This is a genomic window from Planktotalea sp., assembly GCF_049680325.1.
Classification (GTDB): Bacteria; Pseudomonadota; Alphaproteobacteria; order Rhodobacterales; family Rhodobacteraceae; genus Planktotalea.
The window spans coordinates 1-12582 of record NZ_JBAUHO010000374.1 but is presented as its reverse complement, the minus strand read 5'-3'; the positions used below and the strand labels follow the sequence as shown (position 1 = coordinate 12582).

Below are 12582 nucleotides of genomic sequence, written 5' to 3'. Positions count from 1 at the left end.
CGGCAAAGCCGATCCGAAGCCGCTCAATAGAAACTCTGCGGATCAATATCCACGCTCAAACGCACCTGCGATGGCACGCGCACCTGCCTGATCCACTTTGCTAGCGCGCGTTGAAGCGGGACGTTCTTGTCAGCCTTTACCAACAAACGCACGCGGTGACGCCCGCGCACACGCGCAATTGGCGCTGGTGCCGGCCCGAAAACCTGCGCGCCGATCTCGCGCAGCGGCCCGTCGCGCCGCGCTAGCTCTGCACCAAGATCAAACACATCCTGCACATCAGGCGATGACAGAATAATTCCCGCCATGCGCCCATAAGGCGGCACAGATGCAGCGCGGCGCTCTGCGGCTTCAGCAGTCCAGAAACTATTCTCATCCCCCGCCAGGATCGCACGGATCACCGGATGCTCCGGTTGATAGGTTTGCATAAGCGCCGTGCCGCGTTTGGACGAACGCCCGGCCCGCCCCGCAACCTGGCGCATCAATTGGAATGTTCGCTCGGCCGCGCGCAGGTCAGATCCTTGCAAACCAAGGTCTGCGTCAATCACACCGACAAGCGTCAGCAGTGGAAAGTTATGCCCCTTCGCCACCAGTTGCGTGCCAATGATAATATCCGCCGCGCCTGCCGCGATGCCCTCGATCTCTGCCTTCAGCGCACGGGCAGAGCCATACATATCCGAACTCAATGTCGCGATCCGTGCGCCGGGGAACAGCTCCGCGGCCTCTTCGCCCAGGCGTTCGACGCCGGGGCCGACAGCGGCAAGGCGATCTTCGGCCTCGCATGACGGGCAAATCTCCGGGATGGGTTTGCTTTCGCCGCATTGATGGCAGACCAGCCGCTTTTGAAAGCGATGTTCAACCATCCTGGCATCGCAGTGATCGCAGCCTATTTGATGTCCGCAGGCACGGCAGATCGTTACAGGCGCATACCCACGGCGATTGATAAACAAAAGCGCTTGCTCACCAGAGGCAACGCGCGCCTCAACCTCGGCCTGCAATTGCGGCGAAATCCACCGGTTGCTGGGCAATTTCACATCGCGCATATCAATCGCGCGCATATCGGGCATCACAGCATCGCCAAAGCGCGACGTCAGATCAAGGCGCGTGTATTTTCCCGCTTCCGCGTTGGCCCAGCTTTCCAAACTGGGTGTAGCGCTGGCCAAAATCACTTGCGCCGAACATATTGACGCGCGCAGCACCGTCATATCGCGCGCATTATAAAGCACCCCGTCCTCTTGTTTGTAGGAGGTGTCGTGTTCTTCATCTACCACGATCAGGCCCAAATCCCTGAACGGCAGAAAAAGCGCCGATCGTGCCCCCACGACCAATTGCGCACCGCCTTGCCCGACCATCTTCCAAGCGCGGCGGCGTTCGGTCATGGTTACGCCAGAATGCCATTCAGCGGGTTTTGCCCCGAAACGGGCTTGAACACGGGTCAAAAACTCTGCTGTCAGGGCGATCTCCGGCAGCAGGACCAGCGCCTGTCGCCCCTTGCGCAAACATTCTGCGACCGCCTCCAGATAGACCTCGGTTTTGCCCGATCCTGTTACGCCGCGCAGCAAGGTCGTCGCGTACGCGCCAGAGGCAACACCCGCCTTCAAAATATCAGCAGCTTGCGCCTGATCTTGCGCCAAGTCCTTGCTTGGCAACTCAGGATCGAGGCGCGCAAAGGGTAGATCACGCGGCGTGTCCTCTTCGCGCACCGCCCCAAGTTTCACCAGCCCTTTGACAACCGAAGACGTCACGCCAGCCGCCTCGCTTAGCTCTTTCAAGGTAAAGGACAGATCACCGTATTCTTCCAAAGCATCCAGAACGCGTCCACGCGCTTCGGTCATCCGATCGGGTTCTGTATCGCCTTTGCGATAGATCTTACGCATCGAGGGCGGATCGCCCAAACCCGGCGCACGCACGCCAAGGCGCAACATGCTTTCCATATCCGTCAGCGTATAGGCACCCGCCTTTTCCAGAAACTCGCGCAGTTCCGCGCGCATCGCGGGCACGTCCAGACAGCGAATGACTTTGCGGATTTTAGCATAATCGTAATCGCCCTTGCCCGGCCCCCAAACCACGCCCATAACCTTGCGCGGTCCCAGCGGCACTTCGACAAAGGCCCCAAGCCAACATCCGCCTTCGGGCGCTTTATAATCCAGCATCCGCCCCAGCGGCTGGGTCGTCCAAACACCGACAAGCTGCCCTTCGTCGAAGAACTCTTGAGCGGCATCGCTGGGGGAAGGTGTTTGTGCCATAGGGTTATGAGGTAATACCTTGCTCGGGCAAGGCCAAGCCTTCAATGAACCTCTGGCCTGAAATTCTGCCTTATCATTGATGGGACGCCCCCAATCAGGCTGCAACGACAATTTCAAACGCTTGCGTGCGCTGCGCTGTGGTTGATAAATTCCGCCCAAGCGCCTGCTAACCGATGCAGGTCTGGCACAGTTTTTGGTCGATCGGGCGGAAAAGGCTCAGAAAACCCTCTGAATTCCAGTCTGCCGTGCTATACGGGCCTAAAAAAGAACGAGAGCAGAATGAACACTAGCGCTGAAATGACAGATGACCTGCGAGAGCGGATCATCACACGCCCTGACGTGATCCTTGAAGACAAGGACCTGATGAAGGCTTTGATCGAAGCCAATGAACGCGCGATGGGCGGCAATATTGTCGATCTGCGCGGCATTGCGATGGAACGGCTGGAGGCACGGCTTGACCGCCTTGAAGATACACATCGCTCTGTGATTGCAGCAGCTTATGAAAATCTTGCTGGCACAAATCAGGTTCACCGCGCGATCTTGCGCATGCTGGACCCAGTAGATTTCGAAACCTTCCTGAAAGACCTAGGCGGTGACGTCGCTGAAATTCTGCGCGTGGACTGCATCCGTTTGGTGTTGGAATCTGTGCAGGCCGATGATGAACCGGCAGTCAGCAAGCTTTCTGATGTTTTATGCGTGGCAGAGCCCGGCTTTATCGCAACCTACCTTGGCGGCCACCCTGATCGCCCTTCACGCAATGTGACTTTGCGCCAGCTATCGGCAGGTCATGACGCCATTTACGGCGAAGCTGCGGATTGGGTACGTTCCGAAGCCTGCCTGACCCTAGATTTCGGCGCAGGTCGCCTGCCCGGCATGTTGGTGATGGGCGCAGAAGACCCGCATCAGTTCACACCGCAACAAGGCACGGACCTTTTGGCCTTTTTTGGCGGCGTTTTCGAACGCGCAATGCGCCGCTGGCTTTCGTGAGCCTGATATCCCCTCAAGCACGCGACGCGCTCCAGCATTGGCTGGAGACACAAAAGTCCCTGAAAGGCGCATCCGAGAATACGATTAAGGCTTACAACGCCGACACGGTCGATTTCATCGCTTTCATGGCCGAATATACCGGCGAGACCCAAGGTCTTGCCGCGCTTTCGCGCATCACCACGCGCGATATGCGCGCATGGATGGCAGCGACACGTAGCACGGATGTTGGCGCGCGTTCGCTGGCGCGCAAGCTGTCTTCGGTCAAAAGCTTTTATCGTTGGCTGGCAGAGCGTGAAGGGTTTGAACCTACCGCCGTTCTTACCATTCGCGCCCCCAAGTTCCAAAAGAAGCTTCCCCGCCCCCTTGCGATAGACGCCGCCAAGGCGATGATTGATACGGTTGAGCTGCAAACACCCCATGCATGGGTCGCTGCGCGCGATAGCGCTGTGCTGACGCTGCTTTATGGATGTGGTTTGCGCATTTCCGAAGCGCTTGGATTAACGGGCGCGGACGTGCCGCTGCCCGATAGCCTGCGCATTGTCGGCAAAGGTGGCAAGGAACGGGTTGTTCCCGTACTGCCCGCCGCACGCGACGCCGTTGCAAGCTATCTGAAACTCTGCCCTCACCCGCTTGAACCGACTTCGCCGCTTTTTCGTGGCATTCGCGGCGGCGCATTGAACCCGCGCGCCGTGCAAGAAGTGATGTCAAAGGCACGCATGCAGCTTGGTCTGCCAGCGACGGCGACCCCGCATGCAATGCGCCATAGCTTTGCCACCCACCTTCTCAGCGCGGGCGGCGATTTGCGTTCGATCCAGGAACTTCTGGGCCACGCATCGCTTTCTACAACGCAGGCCTATACAGCAGTTGATACTGCGCGCCTTATGGAAGTGTACGACCGCGCACACCCGAAAGCATAGCCATTTGGCATCCCCTTTGCCCAATTATCCCCGCAGGCGGTACATTTCTTTCAGAAGAAATTTGCGCACAGTAGAAAAATAGGCCATGAGGCCCCCCATGACACCACAAAATCGCGCCCTCGCCGTTCACCTGCTCACCGCCACTGGCGCTGTGTTTGCCATGCTTGCCATGCTTGCTGCCGTTCAAGCCAAATGGGACCTGATGTTCCTCTGGCTTGTTGTTGCCTTTGCTGTGGACGGGATCGACGGTCCATTGGCGCGCAAATTCGATGTTAAAACCTACGCACCGCAATTTGATGGCGTACTGCTTGATCTCATCATCGATTATCTGACCTATGTTTTCATCCCCGCCTTCGCGCTGTTCACATCAGGCCTCTTGCCGGGCTGGCCGGGTTGGGTCGCGATTATCATTATCACCTTCGCATCAGCGATGTATTTTGCCGACAATCGGATGAAAACAAAGGATAACTCCTTCTCGGGCTTCCCGGGTTGCTGGAATATGCTCATCATCGTGATTTTCGCAATCAGGCCAGAGCATTGGGTCACGCTGCTGTTGGTGACAGCACTCGCCGTTGCAATGTTTATCCCGCTCAAATTTATCCATCCCGTGCGCACTGAACGCTGGCGCAACCTGTCTTTGCCGATCGCGCTTGCGTGGACGTTCTTTGCAGGCTGGGCGGCATGGGTTGATTTTCATCCCCAAAGCTGGGCGCATTGGGGGTTGATCGTAACGTCGCTCTATTTGGTGTTTGCTGGCATCGCGCAGCAGATTATTCCAGCCAAAGACGCTTAAAGCCGCGTCAGCCCAACACCGATGACGATAAGCGTCGCGGCAATGATTTTGCCGCGATCCATCTTGTCACCCATGATAAGCCACCCGATCAACACCGCGAACAGGATCGACGTTTCGCGCAGCGCCGAAACCAATGCAATCGGTGCTTGGGTCATCGCCCAAACCGCAATCGCATAGGCCCCGTAAGACGCAAGCGCAGCCATGCTTCCCATCACCCAATCGCGTTTATTTGCTCGCAGTACGCCCTGCCCGCGTAGCGCAAGACAGATCGGCGTGAAGAGCAAACCATCAAGAATGAAAAGCCACGCAACAAACATCACCGCATCGCCCGACGCCCGCGCGCCCAAACCATCCACGATGGAATAGCCAGCTGTCATCAGCGCCGATCCCAACGCCAGCGGCACCAGTTTTCGCGATTCCCCGTTTGAGAACACACCGCGCGCCATCATCAGGATGCCTGCGCCAAGAACGATCACGCCGACAACTTCGAATGTGCTCAGGCTATCGCTCAACACAAATCCGCTGAGTGCCAGCACCAACATCGGGGCCGCGCCGCGCGCAATCGGGTAGACCCGGCTTAGATCGCCCTGTTCGTAAGCGAATGAAAGGAACAGCTTGTAACCGGAGTGAAACACCCCCGACGCCAACAGCCACGGCCAGACATGCGCCTGCGGAAACGCATGGAAAAGCGCGACGATACCGCCAAACCCCGCCTGAACCATCGTCAGGATCAGCATCGAGGTCAGCTTGCTCGCCCCGCTTTTGACCAGTGCATTCCAGCTTGCATGCAGCAATGCCGCTGCAAGAACAGCTAGGAATACACTGATACTCACTTATCTAGCCAGCCAAAGCGTCCGAGCAACGCCCGCAAACGCCGTCGTGCGCATGGGCACCAACATCGGGAAGAATCTTCCAGCAACGCTGACACTTTGCGCCTGTCGCCTTGTCGAAGGAGACTGCAACGCCGCTGACATCAGGCAAGGTAAACGCGCCCGCGGGGGCCGTATCGCCCGACACCGTAATCGCAGAGGTGATCGCAATGTCATCCAGCGGCACGCTTTGGAGGGCTGCGCGCAATGCTTCGTCTGCGACATAGACCGTTGGTGCGGCTTCAAGCGAAGCACCGATAACCTTTTCAGTGCGCTGCACCTCGAGGGCGGCCGTGACAACGCGGCGGGCGCTACGGATTGATGACCATTTTGCCGCCAGCGCATCGTCGCGCCACGTGCTTGGTGTCTCGACGAAGTCCTCCAGATGAACCGAGCTTTCCTCGCCGCCAAAGCGTTCCAGCCAGACCTCTTCCATGGTGAACACCAACACTGGTGCAAGCCATGTGGTCAGGCGTGTGAACAGGATATCAAGCACCGTGCGCGCAGCGCGGCGGCGCGCCGTGTCGCCATCACAATATAGCGCATCCTTGCGGATATCGAAGTAGAAGGCCGAAAGCTCGACGGTTGCGAAGGTGAAGACCGCAGAGAATACCCCTTGGAAATCATAGGCTTGGTAGCCCTTTGTCACCACATCATCGAGTTCCGCCAAACGGTGCAGCACCCAGCGCTCCAGCTCTGGCATATCCGCCGGTTCGACACGATCGCTTTCTTGGAAGTCGGCCAGGGATCCCAGCATAAAGCGCATTGTGTTACGCAAACGGCGATAGCTGTCGGAAACACCTTTTAGAATCTCGGGGCCGATCCGCTGGTCAGACGTGTAGTCCACCTGCGCCACCCAGAGCCGCAGAATATCCGCGCCGTATTGTTTGACGACCGTCTCGGGCACGATGGTATTGCCCAAGCTTTTGGACATCTTCATGCCCTTCTCATCAAGCGTAAATCCGTGCGTTACAACATTGCGATAAGGCGCGCGCCCTAACGTGCCGCAAGCCTGCAAAAGAGAGGAATGGAACCAGCCGCGATGCTGGTCCGTGCCTTCCATGTAAACATCCGCGATGCCATCTGCCGTGCCATCAGGGCGATCGCGCAAAACAAAGGAGTGCGTGGAGCCGCTATCGAACCAAACATCAAGCACATCAAAGACTTGGTCGAAGTCGTCAGGGTTCACGATGCCGCCAAGGAAGCGCTCTTTTGCGCCATCCATATACCATGCGTCCGCGCCTTCGGCCTCGAACGCCTCAACAATGCGCGCATTTACGGCGTCGTCTTTTAGCAAGAAATCAGGATCGGTTGGCAGCTTGCCTTTACGCGTGAACACGGTCAGCGGAACGCCCCATGCCCGTTGACGTGAAAGCACCCAGTCCGGGCGCGCTTCGATCATGGAATAAAGGCGGTTACGCCCTGTTTGCGGTGTCCATTTCACCAGCTCGTCGATTGAGGTCAGAGCGCGCTCGCGGATCGTCGTGCCGTAGGTGTCCTGATTGTCGCCCACCGCTTTGTCCACAGACGCGAACCATTGCGGCGTGTTGCGATAGATGATCGGCGCTTTGGAACGCCATGAATGCGGGTAGCTGTGCTTGATCTTGCCGCGTGCCAGAAGGCCACCGACCTCGACCAGCTTGTCGATCACGGCCTTGTTGGCATCGCCCTCGCCGCCCTTGCGGTTGAGGATATACTTGCCGCCAAAGAACGGAAGGTCCGCGCGAAAGCCGCCATCGTCCATGACGTTATAGGTGATGACCTGAGGCAGCATATCGAGGCTTCTGTACAATTCGTACTCTTCCATCCCGTGGGATGGGGCACAATGTACAAAACCCGTGCCTTCGGTATCGGTCACAAAATCAGCGGCGCGGAAGTCGCGGATGTCATCCCATTCGCCGCCCGCGCCGTCAGCGCCTGCGAGGGGATGCAAAAGGGCGATCGCCGAAAGCTGCGCGCTGGTGACGTCAGATTTGCGGGCGTACATCCCCTCTTCCAAACGTGCGCGTTTGAAGACGTCAGCCGCAAGATTGTCCGCAAGGATGAAAGTTTCGCCCTTTGCTGCCCAGCATTCCTCTGGCGCGTCGATGACCTCGTAAAGGCCGTATGAGATGTTTTCGCCATACACGACCGCCTTGTTTGACGGCAGTGTCCAAGGCGTCGTGGTCCAGATCACGACTTTTGCCGCATCCAACGCTGCATCACCCGTACCGACAACCCTAAACTTCACCCAAACCGTGAAGCTTTCCTTGTCGTGGTACTCGACCTCCGCCTCTGCCAGCGCGGTCTGCTCAACAGGGGACCACATCACAGGTTTGGAGCCTTGATATAGCGTGCCATTCATCAGGAATTTCTGGAACTCTTCCGCGATCACCGCTTCGGCGTGGAAATCCATCGTGAGGTAGGGATCAGGCCAGTTGCCTGTGATGCCCAGACGCTTGAATTCCTCGCGCTGGATATCGACCCAGCCAGCCGCGAATTTGCGGCATTCCTGACGGAAATCGACGATATTCACGTCGTCCTTGTTCTTGCCCTTCTTGCGGTATTGCTCTTCGATCTTCCATTCAATCGGCAGACCGTGGCAATCCCAACCGGGCACATAGCGCGCATCAAAACCCATCATCTGGTGTGAACGCACGATCATATCCTTGATCGTTTTGTTCAGCGCGTGGCCGATGTGCAAATGTCCGTTCGCATAGGGAGGACCGTCGTGCAGCGTGAAAGGCGTACGACCCTTCTTTTCGCGCAGGCGATCATAGACCCCCATTTTTTCCCAGCGTTCCAGCCATTCCGGTTCGCGCTTGGGCAGACCCGCGCGCATGGGGAAATCGGTTTTCGGCAGGTTCAGCGTGGATTTGTAATCAACAGTGTTTTCAGGTGTGTCAGCACACATATCGGGCGTCCTTTGGAACGGAATTTTATCTAAGAGAGAGGCAGCGCGGTCATGCCATACGCCTTGTCCCGGCGGCTCAATGCTTAGAGCGCCGGGCTGATAATTCGAATAATGATTGCGAATATATCTGCCATGTTGGCTTTGCTTATAGGCGCGGCGTTGCGTGTCGTCCAGAGGGGGCAATGCCCGTCAAAACCACAGCCCGAGATCAGGCCGCACAAGCATCAACCAGACAATGCCGAGCACAGCAAAAAAGGCAGGAAATCCGCAGACGAACCAGATTTTGAATAGGCGTTCGTATCGCTCTGGCAGCGGGGCATTGGTGACATAAGCGGCTCTCGCCAAGTCGCGCAATTGAAGCTGTATCCAAACGACAGGCAGCCAGAACAGCCCCGTCACAACATAGAGCATGAGCGAAAGGGCAAGCCAACCTTCGCCCAAATCCCAACCTAAGGCGCGCGCTAGAAAATAGCCTGTAATCGGTTGAAGGACGACAGCGCTGGCGGTGAAAACAGTATCCGCGATCACCACGATACCCGCTGTATGCGCGATGATTTTAGCATCACGCGTGCGGTGCGCCATAAGCATAAAGAAGGCGATTCCGCCGCCCGTCCCTAACAGAACGCAGGCGCCAATCACATGTGCCCAGCGCAAAATGTCTGCAAGATCAATCATCTATCTTCCAATAGTGCAAGCGTCGTAAGACAAAGGATCAGCGCGGGCAGGATTTTCAGCAGCGGCCCAAGCGGATCCAGCCAGAGAAACGGCGTTACAGCGCTGGCACTGGCAAGGTAGATCACGCAAACCGCAATCATCGCAATGCAGGTCTTGCGCGCGTATCTACGCCGCAAGATACCGACACCAAGCGCAATATCCACAAGCGCCCAAAAGCCGACGCTTGCCAAAGCGAGGCTATGGGACCAGCCCACTTGCACAAGCGTCTGGGCCGCCGCGTCGATGCGGGCCAAGCCAATGAGACCTGAAAACACCCAGAACACGGCAAGCGTTCCGACGCAGACCGGCATCAGCAAATCCATCCGCGCAGCGATGCGATCTTCGCGCCGCGCAGGCATTTCTTGCAGGATTTGTTCAAGCGGCCTGATAGCATTTCCGCCAGCCGCAGCCCAAACAGCCGGATCGCCTGTTACGCCGTCTTGCAATGTCAAAAGCGCATTGCTGCGCAAAGGTGACCGCCAGCCCAAGCGCCCAAGCCCGTCCGCAATAACGCCAACCATGGAAACGGACCATCGCGGCGCTTTTAGCGTCTTTTTCGGTGCGGCAAACCCTAGCCAAGCGCGCATTTGAACAATTACGCTTTCAAGTCTATGCGCCTCCGGCTCTACCAGATCCGCGCAGAACCCCGCCTTGATCTGCCCGCCCAGACACGCACGAACAGCTTGGGCAAGATCATCCAGTCCGATTGATTGTATAGGGACATCTGGTAGGGCGATTGGCTGCACAATCGGCACTGCGCTTAGCATGCGCAACAATGCAGTGCCGCCATATCCTGTTCGCGCGATCACCAGTCCCGGGCGCAATATCCAATGTCGCCCACCAGCTGATCGCACTGCGTCATCCCCTTGCGCTTTGCTGCGCATGAAAGAAGTAGAAGCGGTGTGTTCTGCGCCTATCGCGGAGATTTGGACCAGTGCGATATCTTGCGCCCGGCAAGCCTGTGCAAGCGCTTTGACTGCGGTAAAATGCACGCTTTGCAAATCATCTTCGGGACCGTCTTGCAAGGCGCCAGCTGCGTTGACGACATAGTCAACGCCCCGCAAATAGCCGCTCCAATCCTCGGGCGTTTTTATGTGACGCAAATCGCCAAACCGCCATTCGCCGTCGGGATCAGCGCGATAAGCACTTGTTTTTGAACGCCCAAAGCCAACAACCGTGACCCCGTTCTGACGCAGCACACGCATGACCCCTGCACCGATCAGCCCATAGCCGCCCAGAATCAAAACCCTGGGCGTGTCGTTCACCTCAGTTTTCATCGATGTCTAGGACGGCGTGATCCCCGCCCCCCGTCTCCCATCGTGCCGACATGGCCCGGTTGAGCCAGGCGAGCGCTGACAGGGCTAGGCCGAGGCCAAGGAAGGACGCAACGCGCACCAGCCCGTTCAGCCCGCTCATATCGATCAGAAAGACCTTGGCGATGGTCAGTGCAATTCCAGCCATTGCAAGTTTGCGCAGCCCCTCCGAGCGGCGCGAAAATGCGAACAGCAGCAAGGCCACCGAAGCGATCATCATCGCAATCGTATAGCTGTAAAGCTCGCCCTGACTGAGCGCAGGGCCTGCCATAAGGTCGCCCTGCCAGAAGCGACGGATTTCCAGTCCGACAAAGGCCAGTGCCATCAGGCTTGCCAGCGCTGCAAATGCCCCGCGCACAAAGCGATTGATGTGATCGAGCTTCCAGGCCAGCACCCCGAGCACCGCAGCGGGAACAAGATAGCCGATAGCGATTGTGTCCAGAACAAGCGGACCTTCAACATCCCGCAACCCCCATCGTGTCAACGGCGACATCCCAATTTGCGCAACAAAAAGCACGACCATCGCGATCAGGCCTAACAGGCTTGCAAGGCCCACGCGCAGCCATGCCAAAGCACTGCCCTTGCGCCAACGATAAAGCTGTGCACCCATTGATATCAGCAGGATCGCCCCTGCCAAGGCCAGTCCCCAGAAACTGTCGATATCGCTGCGCAATGCGCGCTCGAGCAGGATCAGCGCAAAGACCGCGCCCAGCGACCAGACCGCGCTTTCCAGTGCCAATTGCGCCGCTTCGCGTTTGATCGCGCGTAATATCCACCACGCACAGCCCATCAAAGCGAGCGGAACCGCGTACGCCAGCCCGACCTCCCATAGGGGCGTGTATTGCCAGGATGCCCAAGGCACGCCCGGATCAATCAGAAAGCGCCAGCCCAGAACCGCAAGCGCAAGCTGGATGAACAGTCCAAGCCAAGGCATGTCGAGGCGCCGATCGATCAGCGCTGCGATCACGATCATCACTGCGATTGCAACGCTCAGTGCCGCCGTGGACAGGATCAGCATAAGGGCGAAGGAGATCAGGGAAAGCGCCGACATCGCGAATAGCGCGGCGGGACGCAAATCGTTTGGCCAACGTTTGATGGATCGTTCTGCGAGCAAGGTCATCAGGGCTGCGCCAAGGATAGCATGCCCCGCCCATGGATAGGCCCCGATATATTTTGTGGGTGTCCAGAAGATTTCAAGCGCACCAAGGGCTGCGGGCACTGCGAGCGCGCTTGCCCCGATCCAGATGATCGAGCCACGCACGCCAGCTGAGGCCCGCCAAGACCCGAGTGCAGCAAACAGCATGAAGATCGCGGCGAAAACGCTGGCCGCGCGCGGCAAGGTTTGGCCTTCGAGGCGTTCAAGCGCGCTGACTGCAACAAAATCCTGATAAATCGCAGAGCGATCAAGGGCGAGCACGACGAGTAAAACCAGCAAAACCACTGGTGCCACAATGCTCAGGTCTTGAAGTGCACAGGCGCGCGCCATCCAGACCAGCGCCAACAGGCCCAGCGCTGTGAGGCTTGCAATGGCGAGCCAGCTTTCCAGCAGCAGGCGCGTTTCCAAGGGCATAAGCGCGCTGAGCGCAATCGCTGCGATGAATGTTCCACCCGCAAGGCGCGCAGGGAAATCAGGCCAAGAGCGGTCGGCCTTGTTGCGTAGCTTTAGCACAACGTCACTTAACATCGCACCGCCATGATCGGGCCAAATGCGCCTTTGGGGGATCGCGGTGGCCGCAATTGTTGCGATCAACCCGAATACCAAGGCATGAGCGGAATCGGCCCCGCTTACCAACAGAGCCCAAGTTGCGATAAAGCCGCCCATCAGCGCCAGAACCGACACCCACGCCCATCGC

The 12582-nt window shown here is 57.9% G+C and carries 9 protein-coding genes; 3 read left to right on the top strand and 6 right to left on the bottom strand.

Features of this window, described 5'->3' with window-relative positions:
- Positions 1 to 23: 23 nt before the first annotated feature.
- Positions 24 to 2243 carry a primosomal protein N' gene (locus WBC85_RS16690; protein WP_424439964.1) on the bottom strand — a complete coding sequence of 740 codons (2220 nt, stop codon included), beginning with the start codon at positions 2241 to 2243 and terminating at the stop codon, positions 24 to 26.
- 279 nt (positions 2244 to 2522) lie between these two features.
- Between WBC85_RS16690 and WBC85_RS16685 the strand changes: the two genes are divergently transcribed.
- From WBC85_RS16685 to WBC85_RS16675, 3 genes are all read left to right on the top strand, one after another.
- The gene (locus tag WBC85_RS16685; RefSeq protein ID WP_424439961.1) at positions 2523 to 3230 is read left to right on the top strand and encodes a DUF484 family protein; all 708 of its coding nucleotides are present in this window, start codon (positions 2523 to 2525) and stop codon (positions 3228 to 3230) included.
- The gene (locus WBC85_RS16680) at positions 3227 to 4147 is read left to right on the top strand and encodes a tyrosine recombinase XerC (RefSeq protein WP_424439958.1); all 921 of its coding nucleotides are present in this window, start codon (positions 3227 to 3229) and stop codon (positions 4145 to 4147) included. Before WBC85_RS16685 ends, WBC85_RS16680 begins: the two co-directional genes overlap by 4 nt.
- A gap of 97 nt (positions 4148 to 4244) precedes the next feature.
- Positions 4245 to 4940: a CDP-alcohol phosphatidyltransferase family protein gene (locus WBC85_RS16675; RefSeq protein WP_424439955.1), complete on the top strand. Its 696-nt coding sequence runs from the start codon at positions 4245 to 4247 to the stop codon at positions 4938 to 4940.
- Here WBC85_RS16675 and WBC85_RS16670 read toward each other — a convergent pair.
- From WBC85_RS16670 to WBC85_RS16650, 5 genes are all read right to left on the bottom strand, one after another.
- On the bottom strand, positions 4937 to 5773 hold the full coding sequence (locus WBC85_RS16670; RefSeq protein ID WP_424439952.1) for an EamA family transporter: 837 nt from the start codon (positions 5771 to 5773) through the stop codon (positions 4937 to 4939). The genes WBC85_RS16675 and WBC85_RS16670 overlap by 4 nt on opposite strands.
- A gap of 4 nt (positions 5774 to 5777) precedes the next feature.
- The gene (ileS, locus tag WBC85_RS16665; RefSeq protein WP_424439949.1) at positions 5778 to 8702 is read right to left on the bottom strand and encodes an isoleucine--tRNA ligase; all 2925 of its coding nucleotides are present in this window, start codon (positions 8700 to 8702) and stop codon (positions 5778 to 5780) included.
- A gap of 189 nt (positions 8703 to 8891) precedes the next feature.
- Positions 8892 to 9377, bottom strand: coding sequence for a DUF2269 family protein (locus tag WBC85_RS16660; protein WP_424439946.1), 486 nt, complete (start codon positions 9375 to 9377; stop codon positions 8892 to 8894).
- On the bottom strand, positions 9374 to 10681 hold the full coding sequence (locus WBC85_RS16655; RefSeq protein ID WP_424439943.1) for an SDR family oxidoreductase: 1308 nt from the start codon (positions 10679 to 10681) through the stop codon (positions 9374 to 9376). Before WBC85_RS16655 ends, WBC85_RS16660 begins: the two co-directional genes overlap by 4 nt.
- Position 10682: 1 nt before the next feature.
- A partial coding sequence (locus WBC85_RS16650; RefSeq protein WP_424439940.1) for a DUF2339 domain-containing protein occupies positions 10683 to 12582 on the bottom strand: 1900 nt, incomplete at its 5' end.